The organism is Pantoea sp. ICBG 985 (genome assembly GCF_002928365.1).
GTDB classification, from domain to species: Bacteria; Pseudomonadota; Gammaproteobacteria; order Enterobacterales; family Enterobacteriaceae; genus Pantoea; species Pantoea dispersa.
In genome coordinates, this window is the sequence record NZ_POWM01000007.1 from 116,568 (window position 1) to 133,386 (window position 16,819).

Annotated in this window: 13 protein-coding genes; 8 read left to right on the top strand and 5 right to left on the bottom strand. The window is 58.2% G+C overall.

The genetic code is table 11. The annotated features are described in order from the left end of the window. The first annotated feature begins 89 nt into the window (after positions 1–89). Both C1Y42_RS19525 and C1Y42_RS19530 read left to right on the top strand, forming a co-directional pair. Entirely contained in the window at positions 90–1,694 is a 1,605-nt protein-coding gene (locus C1Y42_RS19525; protein WP_104094208.1) for an EAL domain-containing protein, read from the top strand. Then, a complete protein-coding gene (locus C1Y42_RS19530) occupies positions 1,669–2,628 on the top strand; it encodes a D-2-hydroxyacid dehydrogenase family protein (RefSeq protein ID WP_104094164.1) in 960 nt (319 codons plus the stop codon). Before C1Y42_RS19525 ends, C1Y42_RS19530 begins: the two co-directional genes overlap by 26 nt. 27 nt (positions 2,629–2,655) lie before the next feature. Here the strand turns inward: C1Y42_RS19530 and C1Y42_RS19535 are convergent, their stop codons facing one another. Continuing rightward, positions 2,656–3,126 (bottom strand): hypothetical protein, encoded by a 471-nt coding sequence (locus tag C1Y42_RS19535; protein ID WP_021508122.1) that lies wholly within the window; start codon positions 3,124–3,126, stop codon positions 2,656–2,658. Beyond that, entirely contained in the window at positions 3,119–3,910 is a 792-nt protein-coding gene (locus C1Y42_RS19540; protein WP_021508121.1) for a hypothetical protein, read from the bottom strand. The genes C1Y42_RS19535 and C1Y42_RS19540 overlap by 8 nt, the downstream gene beginning before the upstream one ends. Before the next feature lie 358 nt (positions 3,911–4,268). On the opposite strand from C1Y42_RS19540, the gene proP reads away from it, so the two are divergent. From proP to C1Y42_RS19555, 3 genes are all read left to right on the top strand, one after another. Continuing rightward, entirely contained in the window at positions 4,269–5,774 is a 1,506-nt protein-coding gene (gene proP, locus C1Y42_RS19545; protein ID WP_021508120.1) for a glycine betaine/L-proline transporter ProP, read from the top strand. 278 nt (positions 5,775–6,052) lie between these two features. Beyond that, positions 6,053–7,030 (top strand): porphobilinogen synthase, encoded by a 978-nt coding sequence (gene hemB, locus C1Y42_RS19550; RefSeq protein WP_031279816.1) that lies wholly within the window; start codon positions 6,053–6,055, stop codon positions 7,028–7,030. A gap of 116 nt (positions 7,031–7,146) precedes the next feature. After that, complete coding sequence (locus C1Y42_RS19555; RefSeq protein ID WP_104094165.1) at positions 7,147–8,121, top strand: diguanylate cyclase; 975 nt, start codon at positions 7,147–7,149, stop codon at positions 8,119–8,121. 7 nt (positions 8,122–8,128) lie between these two features. On the opposite strand, the gene C1Y42_RS19560 is transcribed toward C1Y42_RS19555, so the two are convergent. After that, positions 8,129–9,151 carry an alpha/beta fold hydrolase gene (locus C1Y42_RS19560; RefSeq protein ID WP_104094166.1) on the bottom strand — a complete coding sequence of 341 codons (1,023 nt, stop codon included), beginning with the start codon at positions 9,149–9,151 and terminating at the stop codon, positions 8,129–8,131. 319 nt (positions 9,152–9,470) lie between these two features. Here C1Y42_RS19560 and C1Y42_RS19565 point away from each other — a divergent pair, with 319 nt between their 5' ends. After that, positions 9,471–9,965, top strand: coding sequence for a helix-turn-helix domain-containing protein (locus tag C1Y42_RS19565; protein ID WP_031279815.1), 495 nt, complete (start codon positions 9,471–9,473; stop codon positions 9,963–9,965). A gap of 687 nt (positions 9,966–10,652) precedes the next feature. Here C1Y42_RS19565 and C1Y42_RS19570 read toward each other — a convergent pair. Then, entirely contained in the window at positions 10,653–11,000 is a 348-nt protein-coding gene (locus C1Y42_RS19570; protein WP_088516543.1) for a hypothetical protein, read from the bottom strand. A 178-nt stretch (positions 11,001–11,178) separates the two neighbouring features. Between C1Y42_RS19570 and C1Y42_RS19575 the strand changes: the two genes are divergently transcribed. Together C1Y42_RS19575 and C1Y42_RS19580 are read left to right on the top strand one after the other, a co-directional pair. Continuing rightward, positions 11,179–14,850 carry a S6 family peptidase gene (locus C1Y42_RS19575; RefSeq protein WP_158251410.1) on the top strand — a complete coding sequence of 1,224 codons (3,672 nt, stop codon included), beginning with the start codon at positions 11,179–11,181 and terminating at the stop codon, positions 14,848–14,850. 148 nt (positions 14,851–14,998) lie between these two features. Further along, the gene (locus C1Y42_RS19580) at positions 14,999–16,399 is read left to right on the top strand and encodes an autotransporter domain-containing protein (RefSeq protein ID WP_104094168.1); all 1,401 of its coding nucleotides are present in this window, start codon (positions 14,999–15,001) and stop codon (positions 16,397–16,399) included. A gap of 163 nt (positions 16,400–16,562) precedes the next feature. On the opposite strand, the gene C1Y42_RS19585 is transcribed toward C1Y42_RS19580, so the two are convergent. Beyond that, positions 16,563–16,799: a hypothetical protein gene (locus C1Y42_RS19585; RefSeq protein ID WP_058780205.1), complete on the bottom strand. Its 237-nt coding sequence runs from the start codon at positions 16,797–16,799 to the stop codon at positions 16,563–16,565. Positions 16,800–16,819: the final 20 nt, after the last annotated feature.

Genomic DNA, 16,819 nt, shown 5'->3' on the forward strand with positions numbered 1-16,819 from the left:
GCTAACATGCACGGCCGCGGGAAAGTGTTATGCTGCTGACGCCGTGACGCGCTCCCTGAATGCTGCTTAAACCGACCGAGGAAAGTCTGGTGCCTCTGCAAAAACGACAACGCGATTTTGGCTGGCTGTTGATTGTCTGTGCCGGGTTATTACCGCTGGTGCTGGGCATATTTTGCACAGCCATTGAGGCGCGCCATACGGTCAGCCAGCAGCAAATTGCCACCGCTAATGCCCTGCTGACGCAGGCAGAAAAGATGAGCGACAGCGCCTGGGACATGGTGACCCGCCTGCGTCAGTACCAGAATCGTCGCTGCGCCGATATTGATGAAGATTTGCAGCGCGCCGGCACCCTTAACGCCTACTTCCGCTCGATTGGTACCCTGCAGGGCAGCGAAATCACCTGCTCGTCGGCTTACGGGCTGCAGCACGACACGCTGGCCGGGATGATGATGCAGCCGCCACCGGTGACCGGCAAAGCCTGGTGGAGCCTGTCGATCCGCGGCACCTCCGGCGTACCGGATCGCCCGGCGGTGATTTTCGTGCGTCACCTGCCGGACAGCAGCGGTTTCTGGGCGGTGATTGATGGCCAGTATCTGATGGACTTCATGCGCGCCATCGGCGAGTCGAACCGTTATCAGATGAGCCTGCGCTTCAACGGCGGCAGCCCCATCGCCAGCGGTCCGGACGACCAGCCAGAGCTGCTGTACCTCAGCAGCGCCAACTATCTGGCGGAGTCCAGCCGCTATCCAATCAGCGTCAGCGTGACGGTACCCGCCGCCGAGCTGATCAAAGCCTGGCGTCAGGCGCTGCTTATTTTCCTGCCGATGGCCGCCATCTTTTCGATTTTGCTGATGGTGCTGACCGCCAACTGGCTGCGCCGCCGCCTCTCATGGGCGGATGAAATTCGCCGGGCGATACGCAACCGTGAGTTCACGGTGCACTATCAGCCGGTGTACAGCACCGGGATTCAGCGCTGCACCGGTGCGGAAGCGCTGATGCGCTGGCAGCGGCCCAACGGCGAAATGATCCGCCCGGATATCTTCATCAGCCATGCCGAAGCGGAAGGCATGATCGTGCCGCTGACCCAGCATCTGCTGGCGATGATGGCGGAAGATATCCAGAGCTGGCAGGTTGAACCGGGCTTCCACATTGGCTTTAACCTCGCAGCTGAGCATCTGCAACACCCCGATTTTGTGCAGGACATGATGCGTTTTGCCCGCAACATCCGTGACAAACAGATGCTGATCACGCTGGAGCTAACCGAGCGCAGCCTGATCGAGGACGGCGACGCGGTGTCGCGCAAGCTGCGCTATCTGCAGTCGCACGGCATGAAGGTGGCGATTGACGACTTCGGTACCGGCCACTGCGCGCTCTCCTATCTGATGACCTTCCCGCTCGATTACCTGAAGATTGACCGCGGCTTTATTAACGCCATTGAAGGACTGGAGATCGAAACCCCGGTGCTGGATGCCATCATCAATCTGTGCCACAAGCTGCAGCTCGAGGTACTGGGTGAAGGGGTAGAAACCGCGTTGCAATTTCAGTATCTGCAGCAGCGTGGCGTGGTGTTTATTCAGGGCTATTATTACGCCCGTCCGATGGACAATAACCAGCTTCGCGCCTGGCTTAATCAGCAGGGGCGCCAACCGCTTCCCGTTGAGGACCACCATGAGCCTGAACTGCATCATTCTTGATGATTATCAAAATGTTGCCCTGTCGCTGGCCGACTGGGCATCGCTGCAACCGCAGGTAAAAACTACCGCGCTGCACCGCCACTACGCCGACGAAGATGAACTGATTGCTCACATCGCGCACGCCGACATTCTGGTGGTGATGCGCGAACGCACGCCGCTCAGCGCCCGGCTGATAGGCCGCCTGCCCAATCTGAAGCTGATTGTCACCTCCGGCATGCGCAATGCCTCAATCGATCTGCACGCCTGTGCCGAACGGCTGATTGCGGTGTGCGGCACCGCCAGTAGCAGCGCGGCGCCGCTGGAACTGAGCTGGGGGCTGCTGCTCGGTCTGGCACGCCATATCCCGGCGGAGAGCCAGGCGCTGCGCAGCAACGGCTCGTGGCAGCATACGCTGGGCATGGCGCTGCACGGCAAAACCCTCGGCCTGCTTGGGCTGGGCAAGATTGGCGGTGAGATGGCTAACGTGGCGCGCGCCTTTGGCATGCGCGTGTGCGCCTGGAGCCAGAACCTGAGCGAAGCACGCGCAGCGGCGTGCGGCGCAGAGAAGATGGCTTCGCTGCCGGCGCTGCTCAGGGCGAGCGATGTGGTATCGATTCATCTGGTGCTGAGTGAGCGCACCCGTCATCTGCTGGACGGCGCGGCGCTGGCGCACATGAAGCCGGGCGCGCTACTGATTAACACCTCGCGCGCCGGGATTGTCGATCAGCAGGCAATGATCAGCGCGCTGCAGTCTGGCCAGCTGGCGGGTGCCGGGCTGGATGTCTTTGAACAGGAGCCGCTCCCTGCCGATCATCCCCTGCGTCAGCTGCCGAACGTGCTGGCGACGCCGCATCTGGGCTATGTCGCCGATACCAATTACCGCACCTACTTCAGCGAGGCGGTGGAAGATATTGCTGGCTGGCTGCACGGCGCGCCGCTGCGCTCGCTGCTTTAAGCCCCCGGCGCGTCGACAGCACCGGGGTTAGCTGTGGCAGTACAGCCGCGGCAGCCCGGCATAATTAATCATCTGGTCGCCATTGGGCAGCTGGTACATCTGGTAATAATCGTTATTGCCCTCGCGCGCTGGCGAAAACACGATCTGCGCCGCCAGCGCGGGCGGTACGGTGTCGTCTGCCAGGATACGTACGTTGCGCGTGGTGCTGAGCATGAAATCGCCCTGGCGGCGCCAGGTGGTATCGGATACGCGATGCAGGCGATAGTGGCGATCGCGTACCGTGACGGTGCCGGTCAGCGTTGAGCTGCCGCTGCCGTCCGCCTTAAAGCGCGTGCGAATAGTGGCATCAATCGCACCAGCCGGCGCGCCTTCATGATCAATACGATACGGCACTTCACACCACTCCGGTACCGGTTCTGCCGGCCGCAGCAGCAGCGCCAGCGCCCACGGCAGCACAAAGGCCAGCACCACTGCCGTGGTGATTATCGCTTTACGCATCGGGTATCTCCTGCGCTGACACCATCCATGAAATACATTCGTTGTCCTTCTGCGCGATCGGTTTGGCGCACAGGAAGGTGCTGGAAAAGAGTCGGGTGCGCACCGGGTTGATGTACACCATCGGCGGCGCTGAGCCATCCGGCAGGCGCGGCTGCCACTGCCGATAGCGCCGCAGCGCGTCCTGCACTACCCACGAATCGGCTTTCAGGTGGCTGGGGATAAACACCTGACTGTTCTGGATGCGCAGCAGCGGCCGGAAATCCAGCGCATCGTGCTGCACCGGCGCGAACATCTGGCGTGCCAGCAGCGCCAGCGCGACATTCACCAGCAGCAGCGCAACGATTACCCAGCGCAGCACAGGCCGCTTCTTCTTTACGCTGGCCGGCGCGGGCGCAGGTTGCGGACTGACCACCGCTGCCGCTGGCGCAGCCACCGGCTCATCGCTCAGCGGCGCCACATCGACCTGATCGGCCAGCACGCAGCCAATCAGCGGCACCTGATGCACCAGCGGCCCCGGCGCGTGTGCCAGCAGCGCCTGCTGATTGATGGCGGCAATGGTGGCCGTCAGGCGTTCGGCGAACGGTGTGTCGCTGGGGACGCGCTGGAACAACGCATGCAGGGTCTGGTTGCGCACCAGTTTGCCATCCGCATCAATCACGCGCCGCAGAATAGCGGTTTGCAGCGGCGTCAGTGCCACGCGGTGCGCGGGCGACTGCACCGGGAAGAGGACCTGCTGGTCAACGTCAAAACAGAGACTTTTTGCAAATAAAACAAAGCGTGCCATGCGGCGCCCGATCTCCGGCAGAGAAACTGGCGCAAGTATAGATATTTTCGCTCGCCCGCGCATCTACGCTGCGGCCTGTGTCGCGATTCAGACAATTTTTTTGCCGCGATTGTGGACCAAAACGGCCATAGTTTTAGCCAAAAAATAGCCAGTTATTGGCGGAAACATGACAAATATCACATTTAAACGGTATACTCTGTCGCGGGATGCAATAATTACCTGAGTAATAATTGCTTTGGCAGGCCAGGGAAAAAACCACTTTCACGGCTATGCTTTAATTTTCTCAACGCCGCGGACTGAACGCTCCACCGAGTCCGCAGCGTTGAGGACTTTTTGAATTCCAATACAGGGTAACCTCATGAAATTACGTAGGAAGCGTGTAAAACCTATTGGGCTGGATGACGTCACGATTATCGATGACGCTCGTTTACGTAAGGCCATTACCGCCGCGTCACTCGGTAACGCGATGGAATGGTTCGATTTCGGTGTTTATGGCTTTGTGGCCTACGCGCTGGGTAAAGTGTTCTTTCCGGACGCCTCGCCTGGCGTGCAGATGATTGCCGCGCTCGGGACCTTCTCGGTACCGTTCCTGATCCGTCCGCTGGGCGGCCTGTTCTTCGGCATGCTGGGCGATAAATACGGTCGCCAGAAAATCCTGTCGATCACCATTGTCATCATGTCGATCAGTACCTTCTGTATCGGCCTGATCCCTTCTTACGCCTCGATTGGCATCTGGGCACCGATACTGCTGCTGCTGGCGAAAATGGCTCAGGGCTTCTCGGTGGGCGGGGAATATACCGGTGCGTCGATCTTCGTCGCCGAGTATTCGCCGGACCGTAAGCGCGGCTTCATGGGAAGCTGGCTGGACTTTGGTTCGATTGCTGGCTTCGTGCTGGGCGCGGGCGTGGTGGTGCTGATCTCAACGGTGATTGGCGAGCAGAAATTCCTCGACTGGGGCTGGCGTATTCCGTTCTTCCTGGCGCTGCCGCTGGGCATTATCGGCCTGTATCTGCGTCACGCACTGGAAGAGACGCCAGCGTTCCAGCAGCATGTTGAGAAGCTGGAGCAAGGCGACCGCGAAGGTCTGCGCGACGGCCCGAAAGTGTCGTTTAAAGAGATTGCCAGCAAACACTGGAAAAGCCTGCTGGCCTGTATCGGTCTGGTGCTTGCCACCAACGTGACCTATTACATGCTGCTGACCTACATGCCGAGCTATCTGTCGCATAACCTGCACTACTCGGAAGATCACGGCGTGCTGATTATCATCGCCATCATGATGGGGATGCTGTTTGTGCAGCCGGTGATGGGCATGCTGAGCGACCGCTTCGGCCGTCGTCCGTTCGTGATCGTCGGCAGTATCGCCCTGTTCTTCTGTGCGATTCCGGCCTTTATGCTGATCAACAGTAACGTACTGGGGCTGATTTTTGCTGGTCTGCTGCTGCTGGCGGTGATCCTCAACGCCTTCACTGGCGTGATGGCCTCGTCACTGCCGGCGATGTTCCCGACGCACATTCGCTACAGTGCGCTGGCCAGCGCCTTTAATATCTCGATTCTGATTGCCGGTCTGACGCCAACCGTGACCGCCTGGGCGGTGGAAGCCAGCAACAATCTGTATATGCCGGCTTACTATCTGATGGTGGTGGCGGTGGTCGGTCTGGTGACCGGTCTGTACATGAAAGAGACCGCCAACAAACCGCTGCGCGGCGCGACACCGGCGGCATCGGACCTCGAAGAAGCGCGTGAGATTCTGCAGGAGCATCACGACAATATCGAGCAGAAGATTGAAGATATTGATGAAGAGATCGCCCGCCTTGAGGCGAAGCGGAAAAACCTGGTGCAGCAGCACCCGGACATCAACGAGTAATCTGCCCTTTCACTCCCGCCACCCGGCGGGAGTTTTGTTTCTGCGGTGGCCGGGTGCGTGAGAATGTTTGTGCTGCGGTGAGGCTTCCAGGTGCGCATGAATGCGCACCCTACGGGTAACGGCGGGTTGGGATTCGGCGGTTGCCGGGTGCGCTGTAGGGGCGGCATTCATGCCGACGAGCAACGACGCCCGGCCCGCACCGCACACAATCCTTCATGCTACCCGGCGAAAAGGGGTAAACTGTCGCCACTTTTTTCACCAGCATAAGTTAACCGAGCATGTCTGATTTCAATCTCATTCAGCGCCCAAGAAGACTGCGCAAAAGCGCGTCGATGCGCGAACTGTTCCAGGAATCCCACCTCAGCCTGAACGATCTGGCCCTGCCGATCTTCGTTGAAGAAGGCGTGGATGATTACGTGCCAATCAACGCCATGCCGGGCGTGATGCGCATTCCGGAAAAACGTCTGGCGTACGAAATCGAACGCATCGCCAAAGCCGGTATCCGTTCGGTCATGACCTTCGGTATCTCGCACCACACCGATGCCACCGGCAGCGATGCGTGGAACGAAAACGGCCTCGTGGCGCGCATGTCGCGTATCTGCAAAGACACGGTGCCGGAAATGATTGTCATGTCCGATACCTGCTTCTGTGAATACACCAGTCACGGCCATTGCGGCGTGCTGTGCGATCACGGCGTCGACAACGACCAGACGCTGATTAACCTCGGCAAACAGGCGGTGGTTGCTGCGCAGGCCGGTGCCGACTTCATCGCGCCGTCAGCAGCAATGGATGGCCAGGTGAAAGCGATTCGCCAGGCGCTGGACGCGGCCGGTTTTACCGATACCGCTATCATGTCCTACTCCACCAAATTCGCCTCGTCGTTCTACGGCCCGTTCCGTGAAGCAGCGGGCACCGCGCTGAAAGGCGACCGCAAAACCTATCAGATGAACCCGATGAACCGCCGTGAAGCGATTCGCGAGTCGCTGATTGATGAAGCGGAAGGTGCAGATTCGCTGATGGTCAAACCGGCAGGCGCTTACCTCGATATTCTGCGTGATATCCGCGAGCGCACCACGCTGCCGCTGGCGGCTTACCAGGTGAGCGGTGAGTACGCGATGATCAAATTTGCCGCTCAGGCGGGTGCCATCGATGAACGCAACGTAGTGCTGGAGAGCTTAGGTGCCATAAAACGTGCCGGTGCCGATCTCATTTTCAGCTATTTCGCCCTTGATCTTGCCGAGCAAAAAGTGCTCTGATCCTCACGTTACGCTAAACAATCGCGCATTGCCGCGGTTGTTTAGTGCTCTCTGCCCCTGCGCGGGCACGACATCCGGTTTGCTGTAACACATCCATCATTAACAAGAGTTACGCGATGAAAGCACCTGCACTGCCCGCGGACGAATCACAGCGTCTGGCCCAGTTACGTGCGCTCAACATTCTGCACACACCCACAGAAGAGCGTTTTGACCGTTTAACCCGCCTTGCCCGACGTCTGTTTGACGTTCCGGTCGCGATGGTCAGTCTGCTGGAGAATGACTATCAATGGTTTAAATCCAGCGACGGTTTTGATCGGCCAACCACCGCGCGTAACATCTCTTTTTGCGGTCATACCATTCTGCAGGATGAGGTGATGGTGGTCGAGGACGCGCTGGCCGACACGCGCTTCAGCGATAATCCGCTGGTTACCGATGCAGACAATCCGGTGCGTTTCTACGCGGGCTATCCGCTGCGCACGCCGTCCGGCGCCAAAGTCGGTACGCTGTGCATCATCGATAACCATGCGCGCCAGTTTAACGCGGAGGATCTGCACGCGCTGCGCGATCTGGCGGCCATGGCCGAAGCCGAGCTGGTAGCGTTTCAGACCGCGACGTCCGATGAGCTGACGCAAATCACCAACCGGCGCGGCTTTATGACGCTGGGTCAGATGGCGCTGAATGAGTGCCTGCTGAGACAGCTGCCCGCCAGCCTGACGTTTCTCGATCTCGACGGTTTTAAGGCCATCAATGACCGGCATGGTCACCGCGAGGGCGACCGCGCGCTGATGGACTTTGCCGATGCCATGAAGGTGAGTTTTCGCCATGCCGATATCTTTGCCCGGCTCGGCGGCGATGAGTTTGTGGTGCTGCTGAACGGCATTCGTCAGGACGAGGCGGAAGCGACGCTGGCGCGCTTCGCCCACTATCTGCATAAACAGATGCAGGATCTGGAGCGGCGTTACACGCTGCAGTTTTCATCGGGCATCGTGGAATTTGATCCGCAGCAGCCGCAATCGCTGGAGCAGCTGCTGGAAAGCAGCGACGCACGCATGTACGCCGCCAAGTATCAGAAAAGGCAGCCGCGCAGATAGCCGCTCCTTAATGCGCCAGGTCGTCAATCAGCGTCTGATTAAACTTCGCTGGCGCTTCCATCTGTGGCGCGTGCCCCATGCCGGGGAACTCAATCAGCCGCGCGCCAGGAATCAGCTGTGCCACCTGTTTGCCCAGCACGTTGTAATGGCCGAGCTGCGCTTTCACCGCTGGTGAAGCGATATCGCTGCCAATCGCGGTGGTATCGGCCGTGCCGATCATCAGCGTGGTCGGCACCTTCAGGTCTTTAAACTCGTAATAGACCGGCTGGGTGAAAATCATGTCGTAGATCAGCGCCGAGTTCCACGCCACTTTCTCATGCCCCGGTCCTTTATTCAGCCCGGCCAGCATCTGCACCCATTTGTCATATTCCGGCTTCCACTGGCCGCTGTAATAGGTGTGCTGCTCATATTTCTTAATGCCCGCCGCGTCGAGCTTCAGCTCGCGCTGATACCATTGATCCACCAAGCGCCACGGCGCGCCCTTCGCCTTCCAGTCCTCAAGGCCAATCGGATTGACCAGCACCAGCTTCTGCGTCTGCTGCGGATACATCAGTGCGTAACGCGTCGCCAGCATACCGCCGGTCGAGTGGCCAACGATCACCGCTTTCTCAACGCCGAGCTGCGCTAACAGCTGATGAGTATTTTGCGCCAGCTGCTGGAAGCTGTACTGATAGCGGGCGGGTTTGGTGGAGGTGCAGAAACCAATCTGATCCGGTGCGATCACGCGATAGCCCTGCTGGCTCAGCGCGTTGATGGTGTCTTCCCAGGTGGCAGCGCAGAAGTTTTTACCGTGCATCAGCACCACTGTCTGACCATTGGCCTGCTGCGCGGGCTTCACGTCCATATAGCCCATGCTGAGCGACTGCTGCTGGGAGGAGAAGGTAAAATGCTGCAGCGGATAAGGATAGTGAAATCCCTCCAGCTGCTCGCCATACACGGCCTCTGCGGCCTGCGCGCTGAGCGAGCCGCACAGCATCGCTGACGTCAGCGCTACGCTGAGTAACGGTTTTAATCGAAAACGAAACGTCATGTGACCTCTTCTGTACAGGGGAAAAACCTTCAGTCTGGCACGAAAACCGCCGGTGGATATTGATGCGCCGTGCCGCCGCCCGTCACACCTTTGACTGTTAAGCCGCGCAAAGCGATAACCCATTTGCGTTAATAATAACGGCTGTAATTACGGCAACTATTCAACATCATCACAACATGTCGGCGATTAATTTCACGATAAACAAGACCAGTCTTGATGACAATTAATAAAAAAGCCATTTCCTGATAAAACTTTACGTTACGACAGTGCTTAAAAAGTTTAATTTAATTACACTGTGTCGAGTTATTGGAGGACCATAATGATGCAGCAAAAATACAACCAAGGGGTGATTGATTCGGTGACCGAATGGATTATGGCCAACCTGGATCAACGTTTGAGCATTGATGATATTGCACTGAAATCTGGCTATTCCAAATGGTATTTACAGAAACTGTTTGCCCGTTACCATAACGAAACGCTGGCGCGTTATATTCGCAAAAAGAAACTGATTTGTTGCGTGAATGAGCTGAAATTCAGCCGCACACCGATTATCAGTCTGGCGGTTAAATACCATTTCGAAAGTCAGCAATCCTTTACCCGCTCGTTTAAACAGGTGATGGGCTGCACGCCGCTATTCTGCCGCAAACGCCAGCTGAGCGATGCTGCCGAAGCCCTGCTGCGCAGCAGTGACGATCCCTGCGCGCTGTGTCGCAAGGTCGGGTTTAATCGCAGCGAGCAGGAAAAACCGGTTGTTAATCCGGTCAGCGAAAATAATGGGAAGTTTCCAGCGCGTATTAGCTGCGCGGTACGTTAATTACGTCTGATATTTCGGGAAAATATTTTAACCGCGTGAGTAGAAGCGGCGCGATTTATTGTGCTGATGTTCAGGTGCACCGTGCCCATCCGGGCATTGCGCAATAAATTGCGCCGCTACAGTACGTGCGAAATATCATCTCGATGCCTGTTGACCGCACAGATTGTAGCGGCGCGATTTATCGCGCTGATGTTCCGCCGCACCGTGCCCACTCAGGCATTGCGCAATAAATTGCGCCGCTACGGTACGTGCGAAATATCATCTCGGTGCCTGTCGGCCGCACAGATTGTAGCGGCGCGATTTATCGCGCTGATGCTGAGTTGCACCGTGTCCATCCGGGCATTGCGCATAAATGGCGCCGCTACGGTACGTGCGAAATATCATCTCGGTGCCTGTCGGCCGCTACGGTACGTGCGAAATATCATTTCGGTGCCTGTTGACCGCACAGATTGTAGCGGCGCGATTTATCGCGCTGATGTTGAGTTGCACCGTGCCCATTCATGCATTGCGCAATAAATTGCGCCGCTACGGTACGTGCGAAATATCATCTCGGTGCCTGTCGGCCGCTACGGTACGTGCGAAATGTCATTTCGGTGCCTGTTGACCGCACATATTGTAGCGGCGCGATTTATCGCGCTTATGTTCCGCCGCACCGTGCCTGTCCGGCCGGTGAAACCCTGTTATTTCTCAGCGCACCGGCTGGCCCGGCAGCAGCTTATCTGACATCAACTGGCGACAAACAAACGCGTCCTGCCGTGCCTGCTGCTGCTGTTGCGGCGACAAATCCTGCCACACCGTTTGCAGATGCTCTGCCAGCCCGGACTGGAAATGAATCTTCTGCAGCGCGTAATCCGAATTACCGCCTTCAATAATCTGCTGCATCGCCTGTGCGCTGTTATCGCGCCCGTCATGGGTCAGCGTACAAAAGGTCGCGATGTAGTAAGCCTTGTCCTCATCGCTGTAATGCGGCATCAGCCACCAGACCAGCGCACTGATAACCAGCAGCAGCGGCAGCAGGAATTTGATTTTTAACATGGATTTATTGACCAGCTGAAAAAGAAAACGCCGCGATCTTAACAGATTCGCCGCGCCATGCCGCACGCCATTTTCAGGCTTTTCTCCGGCAGATTGAGACGAGGCTTAACGGGGGATACACCGATGTGCTTATAAAGTAGCCCGCTCAATTTTCCTCGTCATTCAGGGAATGAACATCATGAAAAAAAGCCAGCTGGCGCTGCTGATTAGTACCTTGTGCCTTAGCGGTTCACCCTATGCCGGGATTATGCGCCATGACATTGACGTGCAGGAATACCGCGATTTTGCCGAAAACCGGGGCAAATATGCTATCGGTGCCACCGATATTCCCCTCTATCGCAAAGACGGCACCTTTGAAGGCTATGTACTGGACGTGCCGATGCCGGACTTTAGCATGGTCAGCGACGAGGGTTTCAGCTCATTTATCGCGCCATCTTTTGTCACAGGTGCCAAACATGTTCGATATGTTCTGTCGCTGAATTTAGGCAAAAAAGCCAAATTTTCGCCAACTTACCGTGGCATTAACTACAATAATGATCCTACGCGAGACTTTCATTTACCGCGGGTTAATAAGGTGGTCGTCGAAAGCGCGCCTTCGCCTTACATCGGCGGTGAAGAATTATTAGCGAATCGCAGTCGCTATACCTTATTTGCCCGCCTGGGTGCGGGTTATCAGCAAATCGACGATCCAGAAAGCGGTAAATTGATACCTATCGATGGCGCCTACGTCTATAACACCGGTGGAACCTTTAAACCCGGCGCCATTACGAATTTTTATAAGGACTACATTAAGTGGAGAATTTTTTCACCTGATCATCCCTCATTTTCCCTGCTAAGTATTGGTACCCGTGGAGGTGATAGCGGTAGCCCGGTGTTTGCCTGGGACAGTGTTGAAAAACGCTGGGTACAGTTCGCTGTCCATTCTGGCGGCTATGGGGGTACTACCTACAATTATTCCTTTGCCAGTGAATTAATTAATGGAAAGCATGTGCAGGAGGTACTGGATTCCGTCAGGGATGCTGATGTTGAAGACAGCGGCAGCAGTACCCTCGAATGGCGCGGTGACAGCATTACGCAGGATGGCAAAAGCTGGCAATGGCACGGGCTTGATCAGGCTCAGGCCGAAACCGCACCCGCCAGCGCCAGCAATGAACAGCTCGACGCCACCAAAGATCTGCGCTTCAACGGCGACGGCGGCATCATCGAGCTGGCGCAGTCGGTCAATCTCGGTGCCGGCCGCCTGCATTTTTCCAATGACTACACCCTGCGCGGCGCAGGCGACAGCAACTTCAGCTGGGCTGGCGGCGGCGTTGAGGTCGACAAAGACAAAACTGTGCTGTGGCAGGTTAACGGCCTGCAGGACGATGCGTTGCACAAAATCGGCGCCGGCACGCTGCACGTTAACGCCAGCGGCATCAATCCCGGCGCGCTTAACGTCGGCGACGGCACGGTCATCCTTGACCAGCAGGCCGACGCGCGGGGACGTAAACAGGCGTTCTCCACCGTCACCCTGTTCAGCGGCCGCCCGACCGTGGTGCTCAACAGCGCCGATCAGTTAAGCACTGACAACATCCGCTTCGGCTATCGCGGCGGTACGCTGGACGTTAACGGTCACGATTTGACCTTCGACGATATCCTGCACAATGACAGCGGCGCGCGCATCGTTAACAGCAGTCAGACGCTGGCGCATCTCGATCTCACCGGCGATAACCGCCTGTTCCTCGGCGAGCTGGGCGAAGCGGACTCACGCGATAACCTCAACGTGACCACCCATCAGCGCTGGCAGCTGGCCGGCGGCGCGCAGCTTAATCAGCTGGCGGTGGCCGACGGTGTGCTAACGCTGAGCGGCGAACAGGTTGAGCATGCCGGGAAGGTGTTCTTTGCCAATGACTGGCAGGACAAAACGTATCACATCAACCAGCTGCAGGTGGCGCATGACGCCGCGCTAACCGTCGCTGAGCACGCTCACGTTACCAGCGACATCACGCTGGCCGACAAGGCCACGCTTAACGTGCTGGGCCGATCCACGCTGGCCGGCGACATCAACCTGAGCGGCACCGCTTCCAGCCTGATTGCTGACATCGCGCAGTACGTCAGCACGCTGGGCGAGCTGGCTTCCACCATCAGCGCCAATATCAGTGGCCAGGGCCGCGTGATTAAAAGCGGTGACGGCCGGCTGACGCTGAGCGGTGACGTCAGCAACCAGCAGGGCGTTGAGGTGCAGCAGGGCGAGCTGGAAGTGAGCGGCAAGCTGCACACGCCGATGAACATGGCCGCCGGCACGCTGCTCTCCGGCGGCGGCGTCATCAATCACGCCAGCCTCGCCGATAACGTCACGCTGGCACCGGGCTGGAACAATGCGCCGGACAGCTGGTCGGCCATGCGCCTTGGCGATCTGCGTCACGGGCGCGACACGGCGCTGGTGCTGAACTCCGCGTTCCGCAATAACGCCAGCGATCGCCTGCTGATCGATGGCGATCTACAACAGCCGGACGATGCGCCGCTGTGGCTGACGGTAAAACCGCAGGCCAGCTGGATCGATAGCGATCGCAACCACAACGGCGCAGCGGATAACACTGAAGGCGTGTCGCTGGTGCAGGTCGGCGGCCAGGCGCACGCCGACAGCGTCCAGCTGGCCGGCAGCTATGTGGCGCGCGGCGCCTGGGCTTACGGTCTGTACGCCTTCGCACCGGGCCGCGCCAGTGGCGATGAGCGTCTGGTGGCGGGCGAAGGGGATCAGTTCTGGGATTACCGTCTGCAAAACATTCTGCTGGCGGAAGGGGATAACCGTGAACCTTACCTGCCGGAGCCGGAGCCGGAGCCGGAGCCTGAACCGCAACCCGAGCCAGAACCGCAGCCGGAACCGGAACCGAAAAATCCGCAGGTGCCGCAGCCAGAGCCAAAACCGGAGCCAGGCAAGGTACGCGCGGCGGTGATTCCGCAGGTGCCGGCCTACATCTCGCTGCCCGCCGCCTTCCACAGCGTGACACACAATCTGCAAGCGCTGTTCAGCAGCAGCGCGCAGCAGGCGGGCGCAGAGGGCCGTCCGGATCTGTTTGTGTCCGGCTACACCGGTGACGACCGCTATCACAGTGCGGGCGGCTTTATGGATTACGGCTACGATTTCCACAGCCGCTATCAGGGCTGGATGATTGGCAGCCGCTTCCCGTTGCAGTCCGCGCTGGCGCTGAGTGTCGGCGTCAATAAAGGCAACCTGAGCATCACACCGGAAGCGCGTGACGGCAACAGTCACGCCCGCATTGATACGCTAGGCGCCAGTGCGCTACTGAGCTGGCAGCCCGATCAGGGCCTGCAGCTGGCCGTGCCGGCTGGCGTGATGCAGTACCGCGGCAGCGTCAACACGGATCTGCGCGGTAACGTGACGCAGCTGAAAGCGCGCGGCGCGAACCTCGGGCTCGAGAGCGGCTGGCGCTGGCAGTCCGGCGCGCATGCGCTAACGCCGGTGGCCGGTGTGGATGCGCAGTGGCTCGATATCAATGATTTCACCGACAGCGACGGCGCACAGGTGAGCTACGATAATCCGCTGCAGTGGCAGCTCTCCGGCGGCGTAAAATACGACTTCCGCCTCAACGAGAAGCTGAAGCTGGGCGCGGAAACGCGCTACGTGCAGCGCATCAGCCAGCGCGATCGGGTGGCGATTGGTGACGGCCAGCAGGCGGCGCACTTCGCCACCGGACGCGGCGGCAACAGCCTGCAGTACAGCGGTTACGCCGGCTGGCAGGTGCTGGACAATCTGGAGCTTAACACCCAGCTTCAGGGCCAGCAGCGCCTGACGCAGGAAGGCATCAGCGACTGGAATCTGCAGGCCGGTGTGAAAATCAGTTTTTAATCGCGGCTCTCATCACGCATCAGCCCGGGACATGTCTTACCGGGCTTTTTTATGCTTTTCTGAAAAAAAACCAGACAAAACTTAATTGCCACGTTAGTCGGTCGCTTTAGGTTTGCGATTCTCGCTATTTTCATCCATGGAAGAGAATATGAAACTTACCCCGCTGACGCTGGTGATCAGTACGTTCTGTTATAGCCTTCCTGCATTCGCTGATGAGCGCTACCCTGCATTTTCCACATCACAAAATAATAACGTTAACGCTGCGAATATTCCGCATCCACCGGAAGCCTTTCATGGTCCATCAACCCAGGAAATCCCTGAGCTGCCGCTGATGGCGCAGGTCAGCCGCCAGACTGGCGAAGGGATTAAACAGCTTGGGAAAATGATCGCCCGCGGCTCATGGTTTGATGAGATCAATCCGGCAACCTCGGGCCTGGTGCGATCCAGCGTGCTGGCCGGCAATAACAGCCATCATTTGTGGTATTACCGGTTACAGACCATGGTCCTGACCGGGGAAAAAGATGAAGGATTGCCGAATATTAATAATCCCGGTGTCGTGGCTCCGATACCCGACCCCGGTAAAGGCGAAGCTGTCATATTGCCGCCGCCACCGCCGCCTGAGCCGGAACCGCCACAATTAGCACCCGCGCCACAAATCCCGACCTATCTCGCCCTGCCCAACATGCTGTATGCCCTCAACGACACCATGCAAACCCGCTTCCACTTCGCTGCCCGGCAGATGAGCCTGGATGATCATCACAACCTGTTTGTGTATGGCTATAGCGGCGGCGAGCGCTATCGCAGTGCGCAGGGCGATAGCGATGCCACCAGCCGCTATCAGGGCTGGATGCTGGGCGCGCGCTGGACGCCGGAAGCGGAACAGAGCCCGCTGGCCTTCAGTGCGGGCGTGCATAAAGGCGTGATGACTATGCTGTCGGATACGCCGGCGGGGCGCAGCCAGCTGCGTATGCAAACCCAGGGCATTAATGCGCTGATTGGCATTCAGCCGTCTGAGGGCTGGCAGCTGGAGATACCGCTGGGGCTGACGCATTATCGCGGCACTTTACGCCATGAAACCCAGGGGGAAGTAGCGCGGATCAGCGCCGTTAGCGGCAATATCGGTGCAGAAGCGGGCTGGCGCTGGCAGCAGGATGCGCATAGCCTGATGCCGCTGGCCGCAGCCGGTGTGCAGTGGTTGCATATTGCGGATTTTACCGAGCAACAGGATGCGCAGGTAGACTATCAGCTGGCGCCGCAGTTCAGCCTGGCTGGCGGTGTGAAGTATGACTATCAGCCGCTGTCGTCAGTGAAGCTGGGGCTGGAGGCGCGTTATGTCTGGCACAGCGGCAGGCAGAATACGCTGGATGCCGGCGATATGCGCGGATTACCGATTGAGCGCGCCCGCCACAGCGCCCAGCTGGGCGGTTACGTCAGCTGGCAGCTGCATGAAAACGTGGAGATCGGCACGCAGTTGCAGGTGCAGCAGCGGCTGGATCGCCCCGGCGTGAGCGACTGGAATGTACTGAGCGGCGTGAAAGTGGCGTTTTAAACCAGTAGAAGGACGCAGATTGTTGTAGCGGCACGATTTATCGCGCAATTTCAATTACCGCACCGCGGCGGAATGCGCAATAAATTACGCCGCTACCATCCGTGCGGTTATCTGCGGCATCACATGGAAGGGATATCTGCACGATACGTCGCGCCATCATGATTTATTGCGGATGAGATATCTGCATTATCCCGCCGCACAAACCGTAGCGGCGCGATTCATCGCGCATTTCAATTACCGCACCGCGGCGGAATGCGCAATAAATTGCGCCGCTACCATCCGTGCGGTTATCTGCGGCATCACATGGAAGGGATATCTGCACGATACGTCGCGCCATCTGCGGATGCGATTTCTGCATTATCCAGTCGCACAAACCGTAGCGGCGCGATTCATCGCGCATTTCAATTACCGCACCGCGCC

Excerpts from the sequence above, each read along its gene's own strand:
- C1Y42_RS19530 (WP_104094164.1), top strand. The coding sequence starts at position 1,669 with ATGAGCCTGAACTGCATCATTCTTGATGATTATCAAAATGTTGCCCTG.
- C1Y42_RS19535 (WP_021508122.1), bottom strand. The coding sequence starts at position 3,126 with ATGCGTAAAGCGATAATCACCACGGCAGTGGTGCTGGCCTTTGTGCTG.
- C1Y42_RS19540 (WP_021508121.1), bottom strand. The coding sequence starts at position 3,910 with ATGGCACGCTTTGTTTTATTTGCAAAAAGTCTCTGTTTTGACGTTGAC.
- proP (WP_021508120.1), top strand. The coding sequence starts at position 4,269 with ATGAAATTACGTAGGAAGCGTGTAAAACCTATTGGGCTGGATGACGTC.
- hemB (WP_031279816.1), top strand. The coding sequence starts at position 6,053 with ATGTCTGATTTCAATCTCATTCAGCGCCCAAGAAGACTGCGCAAAAGC.
- C1Y42_RS19555 (WP_104094165.1), top strand. The coding sequence starts at position 7,147 with ATGAAAGCACCTGCACTGCCCGCGGACGAATCACAGCGTCTGGCCCAG.
- C1Y42_RS19560 (WP_104094166.1), bottom strand. The coding sequence starts at position 9,151 with ATGACGTTTCGTTTTCGATTAAAACCGTTACTCAGCGTAGCGCTGACG.
- C1Y42_RS19565 (WP_031279815.1), top strand. The coding sequence starts at position 9,471 with ATGATGCAGCAAAAATACAACCAAGGGGTGATTGATTCGGTGACCGAA.
- C1Y42_RS19570 (WP_088516543.1), bottom strand. The coding sequence starts at position 11,000 with ATGTTAAAAATCAAATTCCTGCTGCCGCTGCTGCTGGTTATCAGTGCG.
- C1Y42_RS19575 (WP_158251410.1), top strand. The coding sequence starts at position 11,179 with ATGAAAAAAAGCCAGCTGGCGCTGCTGATTAGTACCTTGTGCCTTAGC.
- C1Y42_RS19580 (WP_104094168.1), top strand. The coding sequence starts at position 14,999 with ATGAAACTTACCCCGCTGACGCTGGTGATCAGTACGTTCTGTTATAGC.
- C1Y42_RS19585 (WP_058780205.1), bottom strand. The coding sequence starts at position 16,799 with ATGCGCGATGAATCGCGCCGCTACGGTTTGTGCGACTGGATAATGCAG.